Below are 22799 nucleotides of genomic sequence, written 5' to 3' on the forward strand. Positions count from 1 at the left end.
CTCACTGTTTGCGATGATTGTGTTCTTTCTATGGGCAGCACTACAAACGCGAATGGTTCGGCCGATCGCTGCTGCCCCCGGATTCCTTCGTCATTCCTTTACAACGAAATCGCCGTATCCAGCGCTACTTCCATCATCTCGTTAAACGTGGTTTGGCGCTCCTCGGAGGAAGTCTCTTCCCCTGTCAGCAAATGGTCACTTACCGTCAGGATTGTCAGGGCATTCACACCGAACCGTGCCGCAATCGTGTAGAGAGCCGTTGTCTCCATCTCTACGCCCAGCACGCCATGCTGCATCAGCTTCTCAACCACCGACTTGTCCTCACGGTAAAATACATCGGATGTGAACACATTGCCGACATGCATCTTCAAGCCCTTGTCCTTGCCGCGCTCATATGCACCAAGCAGCAGCGGGAAGCTGGCAATCGGAGAGAAATCATAGCCGCTAAAGTGATGGCGGTTCATACCGGAATCCGAGCATGCTGCCTGAGCCAGAATGACGTCGCGCACACGAACATGCTCCTGCATCGCGCCGCAGGTTCCGACACGGAACAAATTTTTGACGCCATAATCACGAATGAGTTCGTTGACATAGATACCGATGGAAGGCACGCCCATGCCCGAGCCCTGCACGGAGATGCGCTTTCCCTTATAAGTTCCCGTAAATCCGAGCATCCCCCGCACTTCGTTGTAGCAGGTTACATCCTCCAGATACGTCTCGGCAATAAATTTAGCCCGCAGCGGATCGCCTGGCAGCAGAATCGATTCTGCGATATCTCCCGGCTTCGCTCCAATATGTGTACTCATGTGCAAATTCCTCCACTTTTCGATTTATTTCAAATCATTCAAAAAGCTTATGCCATGCTCCGGCAGCTTCACCCCGAAATTGTCTGCAACCGTGGCCCCAATGTCGGCAAAGGTCTTGCGCAGCGGCAACTCCTTGCCTTCCGCAAAACGCGGGGAGTAGACAAGCAGCGGTACGTATTCCCGCGTATGATCCGTCCCTTTGTAAGTAGGATCATTCCCGTGGTCTGCCGTGATGATCAGAAGATCATCGTTTGTCATTTTCTCGAACACCTCTGGCAGGCGCTGGTCATAATCCTCCAATGCCTGGCCATATCCTTTCGGATCGCGGCGGTGTCCGTACACCGCATCGAAATCCACGAGGTTTATGAAGCTCAGACCCTTGAAGGAATCATCCATGGTCTGCACCATTTTGTCCATGCCGTCCATATTCGATACGGTTCTGACAGCCTTTGTAATGCCTTCACCATCATAAATATCGGAGATTTTGCCGAGGGCAATCACTTCGAGTCCTGCATCCTTCATCTCGTTCATGGTTGTGCGTCCAAAAGGCTTCAAGGCATAATCATGCCGGTTCGCGGTACGCTTGAAGCTGCCAACCTCGCCAGTGAACGGACGCGCAATAATCCGGCCGAGCATATAAGGATCTTCCAGCGTAATTTCGCGGCAGAATTCGCAAATTTCATACAGTTCCTTCAGGGGAACCACATCCTCATGCGCCGCGATTTGCAGCACAGAGTCCGCCGAGGTATAAATAATCAGCGCGCCTGTCTTTACATGCTCCTCGCCAAGCTCTTCAATGATCTCCGTTCCGCTTGCCGGCTTGTTGCCGATAACCTTGCGTCCGGTCTTCGCTTCAATCCGCTGAATCAGCTCATCCGGAAAACCGTCCGGGAACACTCGGAAAGGCGTATCAATATACAGGCCCATGATCTCCCAATGACCTGTCATCGTATCCTTGCCGTTCGAAGCTTCCTGCATCTTCGTATAATAGGCCCGAGGCTTATCGGCAGCAGGCACTCCTTCGATCTCCCGGATGTTCGACAGCCCAAGCGCTGCCATATTCGGCATGTTGAGCCCCCCGCATTCGCGGGCGATATGCCCCAGCGTGTCAGATCCGATATCATCAAAATCAGCCGCATCCGGTGCCTCACCGATGCCTACAGAATCCAGTACAATCAAGTGAATTCGGTCAAAACGTTCCATATCCATGCTCCCCCTCATATATGATCTCAAAAAATCAAACTATCCATAAGGCTCGCTTGTTGTTTACTTCCATCCCTTGGTTACAGGAACAGTCCGGCAATCGTTGCAGACAGCACGCTTACCAGCGTTGCACCGTACAGCAGCTTCAAGCCGAAACGTGCAACCACATTCCCCTGCTTCTCGTTTAGCCCCTTCACCGCACCGGCAATAATGCCGATGGAGGAGAAGTTTGCGAACGACACCAGGAATACGGACACGATACCAATGGTGCGCTCGGACAGATTCGTGAAGTTGGACAGCTCAAGCATGGCTACGAACTCATTCGATACAAGCTTCGTTGCCATAATACTGCCGGCGTCCACTGCCTCTTTCCAAGGCACACCCATGACAAAAGCAAAGGGAGCAAAGATAAATCCTAGCAGCTCTTGGAAAGATATCCCGAAAATCATATCAAAGATGCCGTTGATCATCGCAATCAATGCAACAAATCCGAGAAGCATCGCGGCAACGGTAATCGCTACCTTGAAACCGTCCATGATGTATTCGCCCAGCATCTCGAAGAAGGATTGCTTCTCCTCTTCCTGCACTTCCAGAATATCCTCATCCTTCTCCACCTTATATGGGTTCACGATGGAAGCAATAATAAATCCGCCAAACAGGTTGAGTACCAGCGCGGTCACCACGTACCGCGGCTCGATCATGGTCATATACGCACCTACGATCGACATCGATACCGTGGACATCGCGGAAGCACAGAGCGTATACATACGGTGCTTCGGAATTAAGGCGATCTGTTTTTTAACCGATATAAACACCTCGGATTGCCCCAGGATCGCGGAAGCTACCGCATTGTAAGACTCCAGCTTTCCCATGCCGTTGACTTTACTTAAGACGAGACCGATATATCTTACGATAAACGGCAGTACCTTAATATATTGAAGTATACCAATCAACGCGGAAATAAACACGATGGGCAGCAGAACGTTCAAGAAGAACGGACCTGCACCTTCATTGGCAATGCCACCAAATACAAACTCGATTCCGGCTCCCGCGTAGTCAAGCAGCGCTTTAAACGTATTCGCTATCCCTTTAACAAGATACTCGCCGACATTGGTGTTCAGCAGGATAAATCCCAGGATCAGCTGCAGCACAATCATTACAGCCAGCGGACGATAACGAATTTTGCGCTTATCATTACTGATAAGGAACGCAAGACCGAATACGACCAGCAAACCTAGTATGGCGATTAAAAATTTCATCGTCGTTGTTCCCCCATAGGTGAATTTTTATGATATAACACGGTTACCCGATGATCATACAGAACTGCTGGTTACATTAATAGGATGAGCTGGACTGGCCGCCCTCCATGATTTTCACGCCGGAGCTTGCACCGATTCGGGTTGCGCCCGCTTTGATCATAGCTTCCATATCTTCTTTGCTGCGTACGCCGCCGGACGCCTTAACGCCGGTGTTCTGACCAACGGTCTTGCGCATCAAGGCAACATCTTCCGGAGTAGCTCCGCCTGTAGAGAAGCCTGTAGAGGTCTTAACAAAATCCGCTCCCGCTTTCACGGACAACTTGGATGCACGCACCTTTTCTTCCTCGGTCAGAAGGCTTGTCTCAATGATGACCTTAACCAGCGCTTTGCCCTTAGCTGCATCCACTACAGCTTGGATATCCATAAGCACGAGCTCATCATTACGATCTTTAAGCGCCCCGATGTTAATGACCATATCCACTTCTCCAGCCCCATTGGCAATAGCGTCCTTCGTCTTCTAAATAGCTTTGGCTGCTGTTGTCGAAGCTCCCAGCGGGAAGCCGATAACGGTACATACTTTAACCTTAGTGCCCGCAAGCTGCTCAGCACAGTAGGATACCCAAGTCGGGTTCACACAAACCGAAGCAAATTCGTATTTTTTGGCCTCATCCGTAAGTTTCGTAATCTCGGCTTGGGTTGCATCCGCCTTCAACAGTGTGTGGTCAATCATTCCTGCTATATTCATCTGGTTAAACACTCCCTAATATAATTTTTGTAATTTTGTAAAAGCGCTCTCATTACGCTTAAACCTGTAGACGGGACCATCATATCACAGCTATGAACATATGTAAAACACATGATGAAAATATGTTCATTCCGATTTATGGCAATGATATTTATCATTGTTCGCTTAACAACTTGCCATCATTCAGGAATAATCTAACAACTCTTTGTTTACTATGCTCTATACCCTGTCGGGGTAAACATAAACAGAAGATACGGTCCCTTCACTAGTCCGTCACATATTCCACAGCACAAACACACCTCATGAAGGTGAGCACGAAGCCGATCCGCTTCGATGATCACCGCAATGAGGTGTGTTTGATCCTTCTTGTGCATCGACATGCACGATTTCATGAAAGCAAGGCTTGCGCCGTAAACTGATCCGTCACAAGTATGTTGGCATATTTACCGATTAGCGCAGCTCTTATGGCATCTACCTTTCGCTGTCCGCCTGCAACGAGAATGGATTTCTCCTTGTGCCGCAAATCCTCCAAATCGATGCCGACCGTACGGCTGTTGATATCCTCACTGCACACCCGGCCCTCGGCGTCAAAAAACCGGGAGCAGATATCACCTGCGCCGACCTGCTGCAGCAGCTTCTGTTCTTTCTCGCTCAGGTAGCCGAGTCGAAAGAGGAGCGCATCTTCATGCACCGTGCCCACCGTAAACATGGCAATGTTGGCTTGTTTGCCTAATTGAATGATTCGCTGGATATGCCTGTCCCTCTCAACCATTTCCTTCAGTTCCATCGTGTCAAATATGACGGGCAGCGGCAAATATCTCGCCATCGTATGGTACGCCTCCGCGAAGAGATTGACAATCTCCGCTGCATACGTGTTCACATGCGAATGACTGACCCCGCCCTTCAGCTGCACGACCTCTACGCCACGGACCGATTTCTGCTGCAGCTGCAGCGCCACGGCATGCATGGTCGTTCCCCAGGTCACGCCGATAATGTCGGCATCCTGAACCGTTTCATGCAAATAATCGGCTGCCCTTTTGCTGATATGCTTCTGAATTTCACGATACTCATTGATGGGAGAATAGCTAATAAGCACTTCCTCCAGCTTGTATACCTTCTTGACCCTCTCGCCCAAAGCATCGAGATTCTCAAGCGGGTCCACAATGCTGATCTGCACATACCCCTGCTCTTTAGCGTGCTGAAGAAGCCTTGAAACCGTAGGGCGTGAAACGCCGAGCCTGGTGGCGATATCCTGCTGGCTGTAATCCGACATATAGTACAATCTTGCGGCCTCGATACTGAGACGCTGTTTATCCTGTTCCATCATCCAACCCACTTTGTTGTGTCGTATACAATTTGGGTACATTATACAGCGTTCTTATGCGGATTTCGATAGCCATGCAAAAGAAGCACATAAATTTGCGATATGTTCGCAATTTGATGTGCAGCATCATAGGAATTCCTGTGTCAACCAACTGCCTCCTTGCAAAAACAGACAAGCACCCGCGCAGCACATGCTATCGCTGAAAACTCAGTCGCTTCACGCGTTAACAACGGGCACTTGCCACTTACCATCTACCAGCCTATACCGGCTGATTGTATTCGAGCGGAGATACTCGGCCATAGGAAGCCTTGGCGCCTTGGATCGGAGCCGCCCAGCCTACGGCGTTCACGATCACCTGCTGAATGTCCGGCAGATGATAGGTAGGGAACGCTTCGTGACCCGGTCTGAAATAGAACAGCTTGCCGCGCCCCCGCTTATAACAGCAGCCGCTGCGGAACACCTCGCCGCCTTCAAACCAGGAGACAAACACCAGTTCATCCGGTGCCGGAATCTCAAAGCGTTCTCCGTACATTTCCTCCTGCGGAACTTCAATATACTCTCCGAGCCCGCTAACGATAGGATGGCTTGGATCAATAACCCATAAACGTTCCTTCTCGCCATCATCACGCCATTTCAGGGCGCCAGTATTCGTGCCAAGAAGGCGCTGAAAAATCTTCGATCCATGCCCGGAATGGAGCACAATGATCCCCATGCCGTCCAGTACGCGCTGGCGTACTTTTTCCACGATATCATCTCTCACTTCACCATGTGCCACATGCCCCCACCAGAGCAGAACGTCTGTTGAAGCTAGCACTTCATCTGTCAGACCATGTTCCGGATCATCCAAAACGGCTGTACGTACATAAAACTCGGCATCCTTCTCCAGAAAGTCCGCAATCGTCCGGTGTATGCCTTCGGGGTAAATTTTTGCAATCTGTTCATTATGTCTCTCGTGCCGATATTCATTCCATACCGTTACATTAATCCTAGCCATGGTTAGTGACCTCCCAAAGTATGATCATTCTGCGTTCTTCCGACCAAAATCAGCAAATAACATCCATCGTTCGTTGGCAAACCATTTAAATTCACCCCAAGTATAGGCTGTGTTACAATGAACGGGAATGTGAGAAAGTTACTCTTTTTGTACAAAAACGACTTTGCGTTTTTTTGGGGGTAGAGAGGGTGTATTCGTGCTATCGATGAACGCGGACTATGTACCAAGAATCAAACTCATGGGATTTGTCTCCTACAAGAACCCCTGGATTCATTTCAAGCGGAATACGCACGAGTTTATTCTGTATTTTGTGAAGAGCGGCGAGCTTCATCTTCAGGAGAATGGTGTGGCCCATGTGCTCAAGAAAGGCGACTTGCTCGTGCTTGAACCGCATCTGGACCATGAGGGGACCCGCAAGCATGCCTGCGACTACTACTATATTCATTTTGAACATCCGGATATTCATCCAGCACCGGACCGTCCCTTATCCCTGCTTGCCAAACAATGGATAATAGGTGAGAGCGACCCCGCAGGCAAGGATAGCAACAGGCAGCTATACTTCCCTAAGACCTGCACCTTGACTCAGAAAAAAAGCCTCCATCATATGCACCATGCCCTGGGTGAAATGCTGCAACTGTACCGACGCAAGCACTTCAACCGCAGTTTGACCGCGCTCAAATTCATGGAAATGCTGATCGAGCTGTCCCGCGAGAGCCTCTTCGACGAGCTGGAGAACGACAGCCCGCATACCAAGTCCTACATGAAGGTGCATGCATTGCTGGATTACATCCATGAACACTACGCCCAGAAGATCATCAGCTCGGAAATCGAGCTGCGCTTCGAATGCAATTATGACTACATCAACCGGGTGTTCGCCAAGCTCACTGGCCTTACGATCATGCGCTACGTGAACCAAGTCCGGATTCATCATGCCAAGGAGCTGATTGAGGCCACCCATCTCAGCTTCGGGGAGATCGGGTATCTGACCGGCCTGGATGATCCATTCTATTTCAGCAAGGTGTTCAAAAAATACGTTGGCATGTCCCCCAATCAATACTATAAACAGGTGCATGAGAAGAAATAAAGCGGCGGTCAGCCGCTTTTTTTGTTGGAAAATATCAGGCATAAATGGAACATTAAATGGACGGAATGCGTTAGTTTAAGTAGCGAATGCCAAGGAGGGGATTATCATAAGATTCAAGTCGTTGTATGTTGTGCTCAGTGTTGTAGTCGTTTTTCTCATATCAGCTTGCGCCAATGGCGTTACTGGCTCAGATTCGCAGATCGGGTTAGCGGAGCCTTATCGCTTGGCGCTGGATGAATTAATATCAACCGATACAGCCCTCAATGACGGCATGGAGTTCATTTCACTGGATTTCGATGAAGAGCTTCCATCAGAGGATTCAGATAAGCAGAGCATCGAGGAATACCTGCAAAGCCGATATAACGTGAAGATTTATCATCTCACCTATGAACAATTGGTTGCGCAAGGGTTATATGACGCTGGTGATACCAAACGTAAAGGGATTTTACTGAGCATCGAAAAGCAGGAGCAATCGGATCAGAACAACATGACTATCGAGGTAAGCAAGTATCGTTCGAATGAGGGCGGGCTCACCGCAAAAGTAACTCTAGCTTACCAACAGGATCAATGGAAAGTGGTTAATTCTACGCCTACAAAAGAAAGTTAAGGGAGTATTTCCGGTTTTGCCGAAAACGCTGAATGTAGTAACGTTTGGATACGGAATGGCAGTACATTTGGGGAAGTTATTCTTGCCCCCATGCTGTTCGGGCTAACCCCTATCTTCTCTGCTGTACATATTCTCGTCTTGCAATCGAACGAGCACCTTACCAAAGCTGCCTCCTTGCCGAAGCGGAACCTCGTCAGTCGGATAATGATTGTCCAGATGCCTCGAGACGATGCCACGAACCCGCTCATCCACAGTCAAGCCGTGCATATTCAACCATTTGATCGTATCATGGAATGCCGCCTCTTTGGAAAGCGTTGTTGTTTTCACCTCTCGGGTTACCAGCGATTGATAAGAGTAGCCCTTCAGCAGCAGTAATTGGGTCAGGTAAATCATCTCCAAATGCTCGGTCTTTCGGGGGCGATCAGTGACAAGCGGCCATATCTCGTCAACCAAGCTGTGCTCCCTGAAACCTACCGCCAAGCTCATGTAGCAGAACGCCCTCGCGCAGCTCAGTACCCTCTCCACACTGGCCCAATCAACCAAAACCGGGCACATGGAGACAAAGACAAGATCAAAGGCTCGCTCCCATCCTTTTGCCTCAAGATCAATATTTTCGAAAGGTTCGTGTACCACCTTGACCGTTCCATTGACCAAGGCTGAACTATTCTGCTGCAGGAGCTCGACCAACGGAAGGGAGGTTTCCACCGCGGTTACATCCGCTCCCCGCTCCGCGAAAGGTACGGAAAAGCCACCCGACGCCGCACCTATATCCAGAACAGAAGATCCTGAAAATTCAACGCCCTGGTCCTCCAGCCAGTTCATAATCCGTCTAGCCCTTTGTCTGCCTTCTTCGCTGAACACTTCTTTATCGAATGACTTAGCCGATGAATCAAATGAATGAGCCGGGTCGATGCCGGCCCTCTTCATCTTGTTTACACCCGTATACGGATCTTCCTTCCATGCTTTTTCCCATACCGCCGAATCAAACAGTTCATGGCTCATTGTATACATCACCTATTTTCTCACGATTTTTATGACTCAATTGAAAAACCAACACGGAGGTCTATTCATAATCATTTTTCACATGGGGTCGGGAATGGCTAAACGTTCCTGTCCTTCTGACCGATATGTGAACACGCTTCATGAAAAGAGAAAGGACGAAACCTGCAATCGCAACAACAATCGGGCGTTCTGGCCCAGGATTGTCATGCTCGCCTTCACCAGCTCGGGCAGTAACGTATCTCCATGAAATGAAATCACTAAGATTTAGCGAGGTTCATTTTCGGCGGGATATATCCGAGCTGCCTGCCTATTTTCACAATTTGTCCTCTATGATGAAATTCGTGCGTGATGGCATGGGTAAATAGCCATAATTCGGTTAACTCTACGCTGTCACTCTGCCAGGATGCTTGAACGGTAGGATCCCATTGGTTTTTAAATTCATTCAGAAATTCATAAACCAGGGCATCCGTTTTCTTAAAAACTTCACGCATTCCCTGCACATTGTCAACGGATTCCGGTTTTAATCTGGAAAGTGATTTGCCAAGGCCACGATTCCCCAACCATACCCGATAACAATCAGCTACATGAACATGCAGACTCCGAATAGAAACTCCGCCCAGGGCTTCAACTTCTTTAACATAATCTGTGGGGGACATAGTTTCGCAGTAACGAAATAATGATTCCCTTGTACGCTTAATCAAATCATACTGGCTTTTGAATACATCCATCTTCTTCCCCTCCTTTTGATAATAAGCTACGTATGATTAAATTGCGGATTTCCCCACCTAGTTAATCGCCATACAAAGCGCTAAAAAATACCGCCGTTAATAGCGATGCACATAAAATTAGGATGTCGCATCACTACTCTTCGCCCCCCGAACAGCCCACATTCCGCTATTCCGAATCAGCTTACGCACGGATTCCACCTGGAAAGATGGAAGATGATGCCCCGGCATCAGATATACCACGCGGCCAGAGCCATATGTATGTGCCCACGCAGCAGGCCACCGCTGGCCATCATGCACATATTCGGCAAGTATAACCGCTGATTCATGCGGACTCAGCTCGAACCGGAACGGTTCTTCATCTATTGTAAAATCGCTTAAGTTCTCCACAATAGGGTGACTCCCCCGATTATATCGAATTGGCAGTGACGTATAGTCCGGATGTCCCGTAACCCTGCCGCCGATTAATTTTTCGAGCTCTTGGCTTTGCTGCAGTGAGATACCGTTATGGATGACTAGCAGGCCGCCACCGTTTCTCACATAGGATATGAGCGCTTGCACCTGATCTGGGGTGATCTCCAGATCCGAGAAATCCGCGTACGATATGAACAGATCATAGCCCTCCAGCTTATCCTCCTGAAGCACGGCGTAATCATCCGTACATTCAACGTCCATAGGTTCAAATATGGTTTGTAATTCGTGATCAATATGCGCAAAAGGATGATATTTCGCTCCCTCGTATTGTCCAAGCGCAATTGCTTTCATATTGATATTCATATTCATAGTCTCCTCTCCTTCCCATTGATCAGGGTCGCTCTTGTCCTTCATAATCCATCAAGATCAGCTGTTCGCCAAGGTGCGCATTGGGGGGTCCATCACAAGCTAAAAAATAATGCGATCGGCAGACACATCCGGCGGCACGGCCGCTAGATAACCATCACTTGTCACCCATGGGCTAACGGCTTCGTTTAAATCGATACCCGCCATTCACCCCCATTATCGATTCAATCATGCCCGTTAAAAATCATATTACAGACTTCAAAGACTCTTATTGTCTTTAATTGACTTAAAAAAAGGAAGGATCATATAACGATGTTATGTTCACGTACAAGATCCGACATTTTCTGATTTCTCAACAGTTCTTCCATCTTCTCTTCTGCCGACAACACCACCTTCTGAATCGGGCATCCTGGTCCATGATCGAAACTGCAATCGAACAAGGAAGCCGAACCTTCAATCGCATGGATAATATCCAGAAACGAAATATCTTCCCAATTTCGTTTGAGGCGATAGCCGCCATTCACCCCCGTTATCGATTCGATCATGCCCGCCTTCACCAACTTGGTCAGTATTTTGGACAGATAGGTGGGAGACACACTTTGTCGCTCCGCCAACTGCTGTACGCCTATTGGCTTCTGGGGAGTCGCCGCAGTAAGAAAGAGCATCGTATGGAGGGCATAGTCTGTAGCCTTGGAGTACTTCATTCAACATCACCTCAATTAGGGACTTCACAGGTCTATAATAGCTATTTTGTTTCATTACGTCAAGAAGAAAACATGCGCTTTACGCCATATTGAACCATATTCAAGTTTCTGGCTTGCATACATCGAGTTTCTTCACATGATCAATTTTGAGCTCAAGCCCTTCTTAGTCTCACTTCGTACACTATCCTTTTTGATAGTACCTATCAATAATGTGCGTACTATTTTTTTATATACTTTCAATCTATACTAACCTTACTTCAAGTAAAGGAGAGAAAAAAATAGACGAATATCAAAAGCTACAATCACAGTCTTTGGGATCACGGCATCACCCAGGGTTACTCCGTAAACGGAACTATCTACATTTCGGGGCAATTTTCCCACGACACGGAGGGCACGTTCGTTGGCAAAGGCGATATCGAGGCACAAACCCGGCAAACGCTGGAAAATCTAGATCGCGTACTGGCGGGATTTGATGTCACGAGGTCGAACCTCGCTTATGTGGAGATCTATTTAACAAACGCTGAAGAACATTTCGATCCGGTCATCAGACTGTTCAAGGAATACGTAGGACAACACCGGCCGGCTGGCTGTCTCCTCGGCGTGACCTATCTTGCGTCCGCTGAACAATGGATTGAAATAAGCGCCGTTGCACACACGGACTAACTCGTCACCGTGGTCGGCACAGCAGGTGCGGCCCGAGCTTTGGATCACCCTCCGGTTTAGACAAAATTATAGATCGTAAAAACACAAAAAGCCGCAACGATGCGGCTTTTACGTGTGTATCATTTTCTCGCAAGGCTGCTCCGGCCATTTCATTATCGTTCAATCGATATCCCCTTTAATAGCAGCTTGACCGCATTGACATGCAGAGCTGCATACTCGTCCCCGCTTAGATTTGGCATCGTTAGGCAGAGCTGCGTTGCTCCAGCCAATGTGGACATTACACCAAAACTCAACGTTTCGATATCTTCATTAATAAAGACGCCTTGGTCGATCCCCGTTTGCAGCACTTGCCTTATTGCACGATAGGCTGCTTCTGTGATCTCTCTCAATGTAGCCAATGACTCGGATTCGCTAGAAAGTGTTCTGGCATACTCTTCGAGTGCTTGGACTAATGGACTTTCACAATCTCTGCCGAATAAATCAGCCATTTCAATCAGCTGTTCGCTGGGAGACGTGGAATGCTCCATCAAATGAAGCCACTTTTGTGACATTTGTTCCGCATGCTGGGTAAGCAATTGGAGAAAGAGCACCTCTTTATTTTTGAAATGATGATACAAATTGCCTTTACTCATCTGTGTCGATGCACACAAGTCGTCCATTGTGGCTCGGTCATAACCTTTTTCAATAAATAATAACTTGGCATGGTTTAATATGATCGTTTTTGCTTCTTCTGCTGGCAGTCGCCTTCTGGTCATATGTTCCTCCCGGAACCTTATGAACGGTTCCTTTGATGCTTGAAAAATTGAAAAGCCCCATATGTGATAACAATAGCAAAAATCCCAAAGAATGCAAACGGCATATCCAGCGTGTGACGGTATACAATGCTCTGCAGTCCCATATTATCCAACGTCGATGATCCATATCCCCAAATGGATGTATTAAAAATATTCGTGGCAAAATGGATCCCGATGGGAGCAGCCAGACCATTGGTGTGGTAAGCAACGATTCCCAGAAAGAAGGCCCCCAGCAGGTAATACAACGGTCCAAAAATCCCATAGTTTAGCATTTCGGGATTAAAACCATGGATCAGGGCAAAGGTTAGGGAAGTGGCAAAGATGGACCAGAATACCCCGCCTCTTAATGATCTGAACATACGGTACATATAACCTCTGAAGAAAATCTCTTCAGCAGCACTTTGCAGCAAAATCAAAGGAGCGGTAATGAGGAGTACACCTAACCATGGAAGCGGATCAAAATGAAGCGTAAAAGCTTGAGGATGTACGCCTATATCCACAAGCAAATACAGGATAAGGGCAAATAAATACCATAAAAAATAACGTACAAACTTCCGGAAATCAGGCCTATTACCTTCAAACAAAAATGTTCTAAAACGAATTTTGAAGAAATATCTGGTGACTAGGAAAACTCCGAGAATCAGGAAAACAAAGGACAAATACAGCGTGATCAGACCAGGCAGTCCTGAGCGAGTAGCGGGAATCAAGTTATGAAGCAGACTGAGCCACAATAAAGTGCCGCCCTGCCAAATCATAAAAATGATGATGAAGCCTGCTAAAGATTTGACGCTGAACGGTATCAGCGGTTGAAGGCCATATTTTTTTTCCAATGACATTCACCCATCTCTCATTTTATTTACCGACTATATAGTCGGTAAATAAAATATACATAGCTGATTTTGGTCTGTCAACATTGAACAAGAGTTTTGACGCTCACTTATCTTTGCACTTCTCCACATATGTTCACAAACACTGGATAACTTTCATGGAATATGCGACTTAAATTCAATTTACACGAATCTAGCGTGGATAATGTTCATAACTCTGTGTATAAAGAACTCCAAAACGATGTTATGCACAGTCCATTAAGAGTCTCACTGCTGTGAGAGCTTGAATTATCCACAATATAGAATTTGGATTTTTCTGCATATCGCTAAGGTATATTAAAAAAAGCGAAGACAAGGGAAGCTCCTCCCTGTCTTCGCTTATGAATTTAGGCCTGCCCGCGGCAGCGCCCGATTTCGGGTCATATGATGTAACCTGTCCTATATCAGGCCCGCATACTCCAATCCATGGCGAATGCCGCCATCGTTCACATGCCTGGTTACATAATCAGCAAGCGGCTTCACTTCCTCATGCGCATTATCCATGGCAATACCGAGCCCTACATAAGACAGCATTTCCTTGTCGTTAAGCCCGTCCCCGAAGGCCACGGCTTCCTCGGCGGTAATCCCGAGATGCTTCAGCACAGCCTCGATCCCCTTGGCTTTCGAACCGCCTCCCGGAATGACATCCATAGCGACCCGATGCCAGCGCACAAAGCTCACATCGCTGAACGGAGCCTCTGCAGAGGTATACAGCTCTTCCTCATGCGCCTCACAGTACAGCAGCGCTTGATATACCTTGGCCTCTTTCCACTAGCTGCTGCGGTATCCAGGAACTTCGACCCTCAGATCGTAGAAAGACTCGGCAACATACGGATGCTCCTCATGGTTTGCAAATCCCGCTTCCGCACCTTGCATCACAATCGGGTGATTGTGCGCAAGCGCCGTATTTTCCAACAGCTCCAGCGTCTTCTCGGAGATCGGGTGCTCGTATACCGCTTTCCCTTGATACACGACATAAGATCCGTTAAAACTTACGAAGGAATCGACACCTAGCTGCCTAGCATAATGCTCAAAATAGTACGGCGCCCGCCCTGTGGCAATAAAAACGTCGATCCCGTTCTTTTTCAACTGATGAATCGCATCGATCGTATCCTGTGGAATTTCCTTCTCTTCATTCACAAGCGTTCCATCTATATCAAAAAACACGGCTTTGTACGTCATCGTATGGTTTCCTCCTGTTAATTTTCTCTTTATTTGCGCCCGTAATCGGCCTTAATCTCTCCCCAGCTCTTCGTCTGCCATTTCAACACCTTGTTCTCATAGGTATTGGTTCTAAGCCAGTGCTCTGCCCGGTCCACCAGATCCCAGATTTCCTTGGTTGATGCATCCCGCGGGAGTGTAGACACCACCTTCTTCTGCTTCAGCCACTTGAGCGCATTCATGGAATCGCTGTACACCGTTTTGGTGCTTCCTATTTTCTTTAAATAAGCTAACGCATGAACGATCGCCAGAAACTCGCCGAGGTTATTCGTCCCCTTCTGGATGGGTCCGCATGAGAATAGAATATCCCCGGTTTGAGTATCTACACCCTTATATTCCACAGGTCCCGGATTTCCCCGCGTTCCCACGTCCACTGAGATGCTATCGTAATCGATCTCTCCCGGATCTATGTCAGGTGAAGCACTGCTTCGCTTGAAACCCTTGGATGCTGAACTTCCGGCACCGCTTCCGGACTGCTGTCCCCAGTAATTCTTATAGCCCGCAGCATAAGCCTTCTCCGCTTCGCTTCGGGATTCGAACGCCTTGAATTTAGCGCCAGTAAACTGGTTCACCTGCTGCTGGCATTCGGCCCAGCTTGTATAAATTCCGGGCACCTTACCTACCCAGACTACATAAAATTTCTGCTTCGCCATCATAAACCTCCATCCTGAGCTAACCTCTCTAGCGTACTATATCACATCCCCCAAAACCAACAAAAAAAGCGCCATCGTCTCCGATCCGCTTTCTGTGTTTGACCTTATGCAATTGTTCTTGTTTCGTAGGTTTGACTCTCACATGCTGTGACAGTGAACTATAATCTTCATTGGTCTTTCTCATCATCGCGGCTGACCATGTGCCGGCACGTTCCGCTTGGCGGAGCGCTTTTTGTGTTTTGGTACGGGCCATGAGGCTCACACTCCTTATATTATGGAATTCCCCTATATTGTACGGCAAACCCGAAGGGAATGGAACGAAAAGCTCGCGCAGACTCCCACTCCCTTTACACAGCTGTTCATTTCCATCCATCAAACGCAAGGGCCTTGTCCCGATAAACGATCTTCACTCCGTCATGCGTCTGGTATTCCAGCCCGTTCAGCTTCGCCTCAGCCTCGTCATCACGTTCGTCACTTCCGATCGTGACCTTATCCTGATCTACATTCGTGATGGTCCACGATCCGCTCGCGTTGTCCAGCGAATATCTTCGGTTCGTCTGCGACAGCAGTCTCTCCTTCAGCTCCCTGGATTCCGAGACGTAGACATAGACACCATCTGCCCCTTCGCTTCCATAAGGCTCCGAAACGCGGAGAACGGCCTTCTCCTCGTCCATCCCCATAGAATGAATCAGCCCGAGCATATGCTCCTTGTGCTTCTCGTACTCCTCCTTGGGCATCCCCATCAAATCCGCAGCACGATATTCCTTCTCGTTATATCCGAAAATAATGCGGTCGCTGATAACATCCCTGTACGAATCGCTGACAATCCCGTCCAGCTCCGCCTGATACTTCGGGTAGTCCATCTGAAAATGCAGCAATTTATATTCGGCCGTCTCCAGCTGCTCAACCTGCTTCACAATTTGTTCCTTCTCCGGATCCGACAGAGCTGACTCGCTGCACGCGGACAATGCCAGCACAGATAACGCTGCAAGCAGCGATAATAATAAAGATTTCATATTTTGTCTCATCTGTGTCTTCCTCCCCTTTCTTTCTATAAAGCTATGATATAATACGGAATCATTGGAGAATAGACCCAATAAGGATAGGAGGGTTCAACCCGATATGAAATTGGAGCGGCTCATATCCATGATTTATATGCTGCTGAACAACGAAATTCTCTCGGCGTCTGCCTTGGCTGAGAAATATAACGTATCCCAGAGAACCATTTATCGGGACATTGACGCAATCTGCGCAGCCGGCATTCCGGTTGTATCCTATCAAGGGGTGAACGGCGGATATGGCATCATGGAACAGTATAAGATGGACAGAAGCCTGCTTGGCTCTTACGACGTCAGCGCCTTAATCACGATCCTGCACAGCATGTCAACCGTGTTTGAGGATGAACGGGCAATGGATACCATACAGCGGCTGCAGACCATTGACCGTTCCGGCAGCTCTGCATCGCGAGGATTGTCCATGGATATCGGGAGCTGGCGGTCACACCATGAATCGCTTCGTCTTCTGCGCGGCGCCATTACGGATCAACACGTGATTTCCTTTCAATACATCAGCGCCAAAAATGAGCGGATTTACAGGAAGGTTGAGCCCCTTCGGCTTATGTATAAATATAGCGTCTGGTATGTGTACGGATTCTGCAGAACCCGGGCCGACTACCGGGAATTCCGCATATCAAGAATGTCGGAGCTCTCTGCATCCGCTGAGCCCTTTCAGCGCAAACATTCGGAGGAGCACACCCAAGGCCCCCATCTTCAAGAGCGGCAGCACCACAGGAACGAAACGCATGCATGGAAAGCTTCCTCAGATGGCATTGAAGTCGTGCTGCATGTATCAACTCAAGCTTTGGCGAAGGCAATGGACCATTTCTATGATGTCCAGCGGGAATTTTGTGAGGACGGATCACTCCGCCTTACATTTAAAATCGACCATCCGGACTCCGGGTGGCTCTGGTCCACCCTGCTGAGCTTTGGTGAGGATATCGAGATCATAGAGCCTGCCAGCTTAAGGACACGCATGCAATCGAAGCTAGAAAAAATGCTGCAGCTTTATGCAAAAGTATGACAGTCCGCTGTCATACTTTTTTATTTACACTGATCTCAACAAAACCAAATCACGAAGCTAAAGGGGACAATGCTCATGAATTATCCCGTCAAAATGTATGAATACCATGCTTGGGCGAATCAAGCCATATTCAACCGTCTGCTGGAGCTGCCGGGCGATGTATACAACCGGAAAATTACGAGCATTTTCCCGACCGTATCCGAGGCGTTGACTCAGATCTACACAACAGATCTCGGTTGGATGAAGATATTGTCCGGGACGGACATGAACGCTGCTTTAGCGGATGCCTACCTGCTTCGCGAGAAGCTGGAAACAATTTTGCTGGAGGACCTGAATCTTCGGTTTATCGAGCTGTCAGAACAATTCACGGCCTTTCTGTCTCAGCATCCGGATCTTGAGCAGAGCATTCGGCTGGATAATCCCTATGCCGGCATCCGGGATACCCGCTTCTCCGAAATCGTGCTGCACATCGTGAATCATGGCACCTACCGTCGGGGAAATATTACCGCCATGCTGCGCCAGCTCGGAAGCTCCTCCACGATGACCGATTACGCTTTTTTTTGGTACCGGAGTGAGTCGGAGCAGGTCCTCGAGTGAGGATTCGAAGAATCGAAGGCTCCTTTCTTGACTCGCAAGTGGCTAGCTGTTCCTACTGTACGAAACCCGATACTGCCATATAAAAAAAGCCTGCTTCGAAAAACCAGGTTCCGAGCAGGCTATGCCTTGTCACGCGTTCTATAATTTGCGACCTTCCGTCAACCGCACCCAGAAGCCGCCTTTGAAGCTTTTCGGTTCATGAGAGATGATAAACGCCTGCGGCGACATTTTGCCCAGCGTCTCCATCAGACGGCGCTCGTTCTTCCGTTTCACGAGAACCTGCAGCACGAGCCGCTTGCCGTCCTTGCCATCCGCTTCCCATGCGGTCACGCCGTATCCCTTCTCCCTCAGGTTCATCGCCAGGTTGGTCTCTACGGAATTTACAATGACCTGTACCACGATGTACCCGAGTGCCAAATACTCCTCGATCCGGCTGCCGGCATATACCCCAAGGCCGAAGCCCAGGCAATAAGCCGCCATATTAAAGGGATTGTCCAGATTTTGCAGAACAAGATTCAGGCCGAGCAAGTAAACGAATACCTCCAGCATGGCAAGAAGAGAGGCTACCCCTCTTCTGCCTTTGATCATCAGAATCAAGCGCAGCGTAAAAATGGAGACATAGACTACGTTGATGCCGATGATCGAGCCGATAAGCGACAGCGAGATCATCGAGAATCACGGGCAGCAATGTACTCCGGCCTAGGGCTCTGACCCGAGTAGGGCTGAACGATCTTATTTTCCACGCTGTTATAGACCATGAAAATATTGCTGCGCGGCATAGGCGTGATATTGCTGTTCGAGCCGTGCATAATGTTGCAGTCAAACAGCACGATCGATCCCGCTTTGCCAACAGGTGTATCAATTCCGCCTTCCTTCACCAAGCGTGTCAGACTGTCATGGTCAGGAACGCCATATTCCTGCTTGCGCAGCGAATCCTTGAAGTGATTATCCGGTGTCTTGCCAACGCAAGCCACAAACTCCTTATGGGATCCAGGCACGACCATGAGCGGGCCATTAAAGGGATAGTTATCCTCTAGTGCGATGGAGCAGCTCAAAGCCCTCATCCGCGGCATGCCGTCCTCCACGTGCCACGTTTCGAAATCGGAGTGCCAGTAGAACTCCTTGCCCGTAAAACCCGGCTTGTAATTGATGCGCGACTGATGGATATAGGTCTCGCTTCCCAGCAGATATTCCACAATGGCCAGGAGTCTCGGATGCTGGGACAGCTCCTGGAATACCGCATGGCTGTGATGCACCGCGAACACCGAACGCACTTCGTCACCGCCTGGCTCTCGAATAACTTCATCCTTCTCCGACTCTCTCGCGGTCACCTGCAGACTGCGGGCTTCCGCCTGATAGTGCTGCAGTTCCTCCCGATCGAAGAAACCTTCCAGAAACAAATATCCGTTGCGCTCATAGAATTCGGATTGCTCCAGTGTTATAGAAGCATCCGGTGTCCAGTCCGAATACACCACAGGATCCTGTCTCTTTAAGAGTCTTGGCTCTGAATGCAATCTTGAAGGATAAACGTCCATCTCTTTTTCCTGAGACGCCGATACCTGATTATGACTCATCGCATGTCATCTCCTTTGTTCGATATGGGGGCAAGCAGCGGGTAGGTTCCTTCCTCGTCATGAACTTCAGCCCCCGTCAGCGGCGGATTGAACACGCAGACCATCCGCATCTGGGAACGAGCTCTCAAGTAATGCTTCTCATGTCCATCCAGTGCGTACATCATCCCCGGAGAGATGGGGTAAGTCTCACCCCCGACCACCTGGATCTCACCCTCTCCCTCGATGCAATAAACAGCCTCGACATGATTTTTGTACCAGATCAGCGTCTCGGTTCCGGCCTTAATGATGGTGTCGTTGAGGGAGAAGCCCATGCCGTCTTTGGTGAGCAGGAGTCTTCTCGAATTCCAAGTCTTCGCATCGATATCGTCCTTCGTATCCACAATCTCTTCCAAATGTTTAACAATCATGACAACCTCTCCTCTGCTGCTAATTGTTTCACGCTGTTTATAAATATCCCCAATCCCTGCTCCAATGTGTCCAACTCAATCGTCAGCGGTGGCATGAGTTTCGCTACTTCACTGTGCGGACCTGACGTTTCCATAATCAGTCCCTGCTCGAAGGCGATTTCAGACAATCTGCCTGCGAGCTCCGGCTTATTAAAGGCAAATCCCTGGATCAGCCCCCTGCCCCGTATTTCACCGCTGAGCTGTGGATAATACTTAGCTATACAATCCAAGGATTCGCGAATCTGATTCTCGCGAATACCGATATCAAGCTGAAAATCTTCCGTTTCCCAATAATTCAGCGCTGCCGCTGCAGCAACGAATCCAAGATTGTTGCCCCGGAAGGTGCCGTTATGCTCGCCCGGCTCCCAAATATCGATCTCCGGCTTCATCAGCGTGAGCGCCATCGGCAAGCCGAAGCCGCCGATCGATTTCGAGAGGCATATGATGTCCGGCTCAATACCGGCATCATCAAAGCTGAAGAACGGACCCGTTCGGCCGCAGCCCATCTGGATATCATCCAGAATGAGCAGCATCCCCTTATCCTTGCAGATGCGCGCAAGCTTTTGCAGCCATTCCCCGCTCGCAGCATTCAATCCGCCTTCACCTTGTACAGCTTCAACGATAACCGCCGCCGGAAGCGGAATACCGCTCCCCGGATCATCCAGAAGCTTCTCCATATATGCCATCGTATCCACGTCATCGCCGAAGTAACCGTCATAAGGCATAAATACCGAGTGGCTCAGATCCACGCCAGCACCCTGCCGCTTGAAGGAATTGCCGGTAACAGCCAGTGAGCCGAGGGACATGCCGTGAAAGGCATTCGTGAAGCACAGAACGGTGCTACGCCCTGTCACTTTCCGCGCGATCTTGAGCGCTGCCTCTACCGCATTCGTGCCGGTCGGACCGGGGAACATCACTTTATGATCCCAGCCTCGCGGCTTTAGAATGACTTCCTGAAAGCGGGTCAGAAAGGTCTCCTTCGCTTCGGTAGCCATATCCAGACTGTGTGTAACACCATCCTGCATCATATAATCAACCAGCTTCTGTCGAATCTTCTCATTGTTGTGTCCGTAATTTAACGCGCCGGCGCCGGCAAAAAAATCAATGTATTCATTGCCTTGCGTATCCCACAGCCTTGCATTCCGAGCCTTGTCAAAGACCGTCTGGAAGCTGCGGCAATAACTTCTTACTTCCGATTCCAGATTGTTAAACACCGTAAGCTTCGGTTTCTCCATGACTTGATTGTCCATAATTCCCTCCATTGGTCTATATGTCATTGAAAAAAGGGCCTATCACGAATAATGGCTCATCTTCATGTGACGTTCCATCCGGGAACATCTCCGCTCCATAACCTACGGTTACGGTGCTGGGAATGGATTTCTCCTCGGCATAACCGAGAAATAACCTGCGGGATGCCATGTTGCTTGGCGATACCGTTGTTTCAATGAAGCGAACGCCGTGACATGCCCTCTGGTTCATGAGTCCTGTCAGCATGGCCTTCGCAATCCCTTGCCTCCGATGCGAGCCGGCAACGGCCACCTGCCATACAAACAGCGTTTCCGGATTACGCGGTGAGCGGAATGCAGAGATAAAACCGATGATGTCTCCTTCGTGCTCGGCGATCATACAGGTATCATTGAAATAGTCTCCAAGCAGCATATAGCAATAGGGGGAATTCAGATCTAGTGATCCGGTATCTCTTACGAGTTCCCACACCCGGGCGCCATCCTGCGCTTCAGGTCTGCGATAAACGATGTCCACTCCAGTATCAACAATCATTCTATACAAGCACCTCTTTCCATGATCAGTCCCCTGCTCATTTCTCAATTAGAGCGGAATCGCTGCAGAAAGTTTTGCAGCCGCTCGCTCCGGGGATTATCGAATATCTCCTCCGGCGTCCCCTGCTCGACGATCAAGCCGTCCGCACCGAATATGACCCGGTCGGCGATTTCCTTGGCAAAATCCATTTCATGCGTAATCAGCATCATCGCCATATCGCCTTCTTCCGCGATTTCCCGGATCACCTCCAGCACCTCGCCTACCAGCTCCGGATCCAGAGCCGAGGTCACCTCGTCGAACACCATCACCTTCGGCCGCATGACCAGCGCTCGTGCGATAGCAACACGCTGCTTCTGCCCCCCGGACAGATTGGCCGGGTACATCTTCAGCTTGTCGTCCAAGCCGACTTTGCCCAGCATGGAGACGGCCCGCTCCTCCGCCTCCTCCTTGGATAAACCCAGCACTTTGCGCGGGGCCTCCGTCACATTGCGAAGCACACTCATATGCGGGAACAGATTAAAATGCTGGAAAACCATACCGACGCTGCAGCGCATTCGATGCAAATGCTTCTCGTTTGCCCGAACAAGCCTGCCCTTCTCTTGCATATGCCAGAGAAGCTCACCATCAACCTCGATGGTGCCTTCGGTCGGTTCCTCCAGTGTCATTAACATCCGCCCCATCGTCGTTTTGCCCGAGCCGCTCGGACCAATAACAGCCACCTTTTCTCCAGGCTGCATCTCCAGATCGATGCCTTTAAGCACCTGGAGATCACCAAACGACTTCGTCACGCCCTTGTATCTCACCATCGGCTTCACTTCCGCTGCCGGGTTTGGATCAGGCTGCGGCACCTCGGCTCCGGCAAACGCATCAATTACTACTGCGTTCAATAGACTC

General features: G+C 49.2%; 25 protein-coding genes and 2 pseudogenes. 5 read left to right on the forward strand and 22 right to left on the reverse strand.

All coding sequences use genetic code 11. The features are described 5' to 3' along the window. Positions 1 to 98 precede the first annotated feature (98 nt). The 6 genes and pseudogenes from deoD to PVOR_RS27335 all read right to left on the reverse strand — a co-directional run bounded on the left by deoD (position 99) and on the right by PVOR_RS27335 (position 6331). A complete protein-coding gene (deoD, locus tag PVOR_RS27310) occupies positions 99 to 806 on the reverse strand; it encodes a purine-nucleoside phosphorylase (protein WP_006212804.1) in 708 nt (235 codons plus the stop codon). 24 nt (positions 807 to 830) lie between these two features. Then, a complete protein-coding gene (gene deoB, locus PVOR_RS27315; protein WP_006212805.1) occupies positions 831 to 2009 on the reverse strand; it encodes a phosphopentomutase in 1179 nt (392 codons plus the stop codon). Positions 2010 to 2089: 80 nt separating this feature from the next. Continuing rightward, a complete protein-coding gene (locus PVOR_RS27320) occupies positions 2090 to 3268 on the reverse strand; it encodes a NupC/NupG family nucleoside CNT transporter (protein WP_006212806.1) in 1179 nt (392 codons plus the stop codon). A gap of 76 nt (positions 3269 to 3344) precedes the next feature. Continuing rightward, positions 3345 to 4013, reverse strand: a pseudogene (gene deoC, locus PVOR_RS27325) (deoxyribose-phosphate aldolase). Between the two features lie 388 nt (positions 4014 to 4401). Beyond that, positions 4402 to 5337: a sugar-binding transcriptional regulator gene (locus tag PVOR_RS27330; protein WP_006212807.1), complete on the reverse strand. Its 936-nt coding sequence runs from the start codon at positions 5335 to 5337 to the stop codon at positions 4402 to 4404. 259 nt (positions 5338 to 5596) lie between these two features. After that, a complete protein-coding gene (locus PVOR_RS27335) occupies positions 5597 to 6331 on the reverse strand; it encodes a ThuA domain-containing protein (RefSeq protein ID WP_006212809.1) in 735 nt (244 codons plus the stop codon). A 205-nt stretch (positions 6332 to 6536) separates the two neighbouring features. On the opposite strand from PVOR_RS27335, the gene PVOR_RS27340 reads away from it, so the two are divergent. Then, entirely contained in the window at positions 6537 to 7415 is an 879-nt protein-coding gene (locus PVOR_RS27340; protein ID WP_006212810.1) for an AraC family transcriptional regulator, read from the forward strand. A 130-nt stretch (positions 7416 to 7545) separates the two neighbouring features. Further along, on the forward strand, positions 7546 to 8022 hold the full coding sequence (locus PVOR_RS27345) for a hypothetical protein (protein WP_148246426.1): 477 nt from the start codon (positions 7546 to 7548) through the stop codon (positions 8020 to 8022). A 102-nt stretch (positions 8023 to 8124) separates the two neighbouring features. On the opposite strand, the gene PVOR_RS27350 is transcribed toward PVOR_RS27345, so the two are convergent. The 4 genes from PVOR_RS27350 to PVOR_RS27365 form a co-directional block, all read right to left on the reverse strand. Beyond that, entirely contained in the window at positions 8125 to 9024 is a 900-nt protein-coding gene (locus PVOR_RS27350) for a class I SAM-dependent methyltransferase (RefSeq protein ID WP_006212812.1), read from the reverse strand. Between the two features lie 257 nt (positions 9025 to 9281). Continuing rightward, positions 9282 to 9752 carry a DinB family protein gene (locus PVOR_RS27355; RefSeq protein WP_006212813.1) on the reverse strand — a complete coding sequence of 157 codons (471 nt, stop codon included), beginning with the start codon at positions 9750 to 9752 and terminating at the stop codon, positions 9282 to 9284. A gap of 117 nt (positions 9753 to 9869) precedes the next feature. Continuing rightward, positions 9870 to 10526, reverse strand: coding sequence for a ThuA domain-containing protein (locus tag PVOR_RS27360; RefSeq protein ID WP_234973113.1), 657 nt, complete (start codon positions 10524 to 10526; stop codon positions 9870 to 9872). Positions 10527 to 10831: 305 nt separating this feature from the next. Beyond that, positions 10832 to 11233 (reverse strand): Rrf2 family transcriptional regulator, encoded by a 402-nt coding sequence (locus tag PVOR_RS27365; protein ID WP_006212815.1) that lies wholly within the window; start codon positions 11231 to 11233, stop codon positions 10832 to 10834. Between the two features lie 288 nt (positions 11234 to 11521). Here PVOR_RS27365 and PVOR_RS29955 point away from each other — a divergent pair, with 288 nt between their 5' ends. After that, positions 11522 to 11896 carry a RidA family protein gene (locus PVOR_RS29955; RefSeq protein ID WP_083811738.1) on the forward strand — a complete coding sequence of 125 codons (375 nt, stop codon included), beginning with the start codon at positions 11522 to 11524 and terminating at the stop codon, positions 11894 to 11896. Between the two features lie 152 nt (positions 11897 to 12048). Here PVOR_RS29955 and PVOR_RS27370 read toward each other — a convergent pair whose 3' ends face one another. The 6 genes and pseudogenes from PVOR_RS27370 to PVOR_RS27395 all read right to left on the reverse strand — a co-directional run bounded on the left by PVOR_RS27370 (position 12049) and on the right by PVOR_RS27395 (position 16446). Continuing rightward, positions 12049 to 12651 carry a TetR/AcrR family transcriptional regulator gene (locus PVOR_RS27370; RefSeq protein WP_006212817.1) on the reverse strand — a complete coding sequence of 201 codons (603 nt, stop codon included), beginning with the start codon at positions 12649 to 12651 and terminating at the stop codon, positions 12049 to 12051. Positions 12652 to 12668: 17 nt separating this feature from the next. After that, entirely contained in the window at positions 12669 to 13526 is an 858-nt protein-coding gene (locus tag PVOR_RS27375) for a CPBP family intramembrane glutamic endopeptidase (protein ID WP_006212818.1), read from the reverse strand. 429 nt (positions 13527 to 13955) lie between these two features. Further along, positions 13956 to 14738, reverse strand: a pseudogene (locus PVOR_RS27380) (Cof-type HAD-IIB family hydrolase). A gap of 29 nt (positions 14739 to 14767) precedes the next feature. After that, positions 14768 to 15430, reverse strand: coding sequence for a ribonuclease H (rnhA, locus tag PVOR_RS27385; protein ID WP_006212819.1), 663 nt, complete (start codon positions 15428 to 15430; stop codon positions 14768 to 14770). 28 nt (positions 15431 to 15458) lie between these two features. Further along, on the reverse strand, positions 15459 to 15683 hold the full coding sequence (locus PVOR_RS27390; RefSeq protein ID WP_006212820.1) for a hypothetical protein: 225 nt from the start codon (positions 15681 to 15683) through the stop codon (positions 15459 to 15461). 106 nt (positions 15684 to 15789) lie between these two features. Continuing rightward, positions 15790 to 16446, reverse strand: coding sequence for a hypothetical protein (locus tag PVOR_RS27395; RefSeq protein ID WP_234973114.1), 657 nt, complete (start codon positions 16444 to 16446; stop codon positions 15790 to 15792). A gap of 106 nt (positions 16447 to 16552) precedes the next feature. On the opposite strand from PVOR_RS27395, the gene PVOR_RS27400 reads away from it, so the two are divergent. Together PVOR_RS27400 and PVOR_RS27405 are read left to right on the forward strand one after the other, a co-directional pair. Further along, a complete protein-coding gene (locus PVOR_RS27400) occupies positions 16553 to 17509 on the forward strand; it encodes a helix-turn-helix transcriptional regulator (protein WP_006212822.1) in 957 nt (318 codons plus the stop codon). 75 nt (positions 17510 to 17584) lie between these two features. After that, positions 17585 to 18106 carry a DinB family protein gene (locus PVOR_RS27405; RefSeq protein ID WP_006212823.1) on the forward strand — a complete coding sequence of 174 codons (522 nt, stop codon included), beginning with the start codon at positions 17585 to 17587 and terminating at the stop codon, positions 18104 to 18106. Between the two features lie 138 nt (positions 18107 to 18244). On the opposite strand, the gene PVOR_RS27410 is transcribed toward PVOR_RS27405, so the two are convergent. The 6 genes from PVOR_RS27410 to ehuA are packed head-to-tail and all read right to left on the reverse strand — an operon-like array spanning position 18245 to position 22792. Continuing rightward, positions 18245 to 18775 (reverse strand): DUF2179 domain-containing protein, encoded by a 531-nt coding sequence (locus PVOR_RS27410; RefSeq protein ID WP_006212824.1) that lies wholly within the window; start codon positions 18773 to 18775, stop codon positions 18245 to 18247. Further along, positions 18772 to 19680 (reverse strand): ectoine hydroxylase, encoded by a 909-nt coding sequence (thpD, locus tag PVOR_RS27415; RefSeq protein WP_006212825.1) that lies wholly within the window; start codon positions 19678 to 19680, stop codon positions 18772 to 18774. The genes PVOR_RS27410 and thpD overlap by 4 nt, the downstream gene beginning before the upstream one ends. Then, complete coding sequence (locus PVOR_RS27420; RefSeq protein ID WP_006212826.1) at positions 19677 to 20087, reverse strand: ectoine synthase; 411 nt, start codon at positions 20085 to 20087, stop codon at positions 19677 to 19679. Before PVOR_RS27420 ends, thpD begins: the two co-directional genes overlap by 4 nt. Beyond that, positions 20084 to 21376, reverse strand: a complete 1293-nt coding sequence (gene ectB / locus PVOR_RS27425) for a diaminobutyrate--2-oxoglutarate transaminase (protein ID WP_006212827.1) — start codon at positions 21374 to 21376, stop codon at positions 20084 to 20086. The genes PVOR_RS27420 and ectB overlap by 4 nt, the downstream gene beginning before the upstream one ends. A 16-nt stretch (positions 21377 to 21392) precedes the next feature. After that, on the reverse strand, positions 21393 to 21905 hold the full coding sequence (ectA, locus tag PVOR_RS27430; RefSeq protein ID WP_006212828.1) for a diaminobutyrate acetyltransferase: 513 nt from the start codon (positions 21903 to 21905) through the stop codon (positions 21393 to 21395). Between the two features lie 44 nt (positions 21906 to 21949). Next, on the reverse strand, positions 21950 to 22792 hold the full coding sequence (gene ehuA, locus PVOR_RS27435) for an ectoine/hydroxyectoine ABC transporter ATP-binding protein EhuA (RefSeq protein ID WP_006212829.1): 843 nt from the start codon (positions 22790 to 22792) through the stop codon (positions 21950 to 21952). Positions 22793 to 22799: the final 7 nt, after the last annotated feature.

The organism is Paenibacillus vortex V453 (assembly GCF_000193415.1).
Taxonomy (GTDB): domain Bacteria; phylum Bacillota; class Bacilli; order Paenibacillales; family Paenibacillaceae; genus Paenibacillus_AQ; species Paenibacillus_AQ glucanolyticus.

Bases quoted from the DNA above. Each gene is read 5' to 3' on its own strand.
- PVOR_RS27410 (WP_006212824.1), bottom strand. From the start codon at position 18,775: ATGATCTCGCTGTCGCTTATCGGCTCGATCATCGGCATCAACGTAGTC.
- deoD (WP_006212804.1), bottom strand. From the start codon at position 806: ATGAGTACACATATTGGAGCGAAGCCGGGAGATATCGCAGAATCGATT.
- PVOR_RS27360 (WP_234973113.1), bottom strand. From the start codon at position 10,526: ATGAATATCAATATGAAAGCAATTGCGCTTGGACAATACGAGGGAGCG.
- PVOR_RS27405 (WP_006212823.1), top strand. From the start codon at position 17,585: ATGAATTATCCCGTCAAAATGTATGAATACCATGCTTGGGCGAATCAA.
- ectB (WP_006212827.1), bottom strand. From the start codon at position 21,376: ATGGACAATCAAGTCATGGAGAAACCGAAGCTTACGGTGTTTAACAAT.
- PVOR_RS27365 (WP_006212815.1), bottom strand. From the start codon at position 11,233: ATGAAGTACTCCAAGGCTACAGACTATGCCCTCCATACGATGCTCTTT.
- rnhA (WP_006212819.1), bottom strand. From the start codon at position 15,430: ATGGCGAAGCAGAAATTTTATGTAGTCTGGGTAGGTAAGGTGCCCGGA.
- PVOR_RS27320 (WP_006212806.1), bottom strand. From the start codon at position 3,268: ATGAAATTTTTAATCGCCATACTAGGTTTGCTGGTCGTATTCGGTCTT.
- PVOR_RS27355 (WP_006212813.1), bottom strand. From the start codon at position 9,752: ATGGATGTATTCAAAAGCCAGTATGATTTGATTAAGCGTACAAGGGAA.
- PVOR_RS27370 (WP_006212817.1), bottom strand. From the start codon at position 12,651: ATGACCAGAAGGCGACTGCCAGCAGAAGAAGCAAAAACGATCATATTA.
- PVOR_RS27390 (WP_006212820.1), bottom strand. From the start codon at position 15,683: ATGGCCCGTACCAAAACACAAAAAGCGCTCCGCCAAGCGGAACGTGCC.
- PVOR_RS27395 (WP_234973114.1), bottom strand. From the start codon at position 16,446: ATGAAATCTTTATTATTATCGCTGCTTGCAGCGTTATCTGTGCTGGCA.
- PVOR_RS27420 (WP_006212826.1), bottom strand. From the start codon at position 20,087: ATGATTGTTAAACATTTGGAAGAGATTGTGGATACGAAGGACGATATC.
- PVOR_RS27375 (WP_006212818.1), bottom strand. From the start codon at position 13,526: ATGTCATTGGAAAAAAAATATGGCCTTCAACCGCTGATACCGTTCAGC.
- PVOR_RS27340 (WP_006212810.1), top strand. From the start codon at position 6,537: ATGAACGCGGACTATGTACCAAGAATCAAACTCATGGGATTTGTCTCC.
- PVOR_RS27400 (WP_006212822.1), top strand. From the start codon at position 16,553: ATGAAATTGGAGCGGCTCATATCCATGATTTATATGCTGCTGAACAAC.
- deoB (WP_006212805.1), bottom strand. From the start codon at position 2,009: ATGGAACGTTTTGACCGAATTCACTTGATTGTACTGGATTCTGTAGGC.
- PVOR_RS27335 (WP_006212809.1), bottom strand. From the start codon at position 6,331: ATGGCTAGGATTAATGTAACGGTATGGAATGAATATCGGCACGAGAGA.
- ectA (WP_006212828.1), bottom strand. From the start codon at position 21,905: ATGATTGTTGATACTGGAGTGGACATCGTTTATCGCAGACCTGAAGCG.
- PVOR_RS27350 (WP_006212812.1), bottom strand. From the start codon at position 9,024: ATGAGCCATGAACTGTTTGATTCGGCGGTATGGGAAAAAGCATGGAAG.
- PVOR_RS27330 (WP_006212807.1), bottom strand. From the start codon at position 5,337: ATGGAACAGGATAAACAGCGTCTCAGTATCGAGGCCGCAAGATTGTAC.
- thpD (WP_006212825.1), bottom strand. From the start codon at position 19,680: ATGAGTCATAATCAGGTATCGGCGTCTCAGGAAAAAGAGATGGACGTT.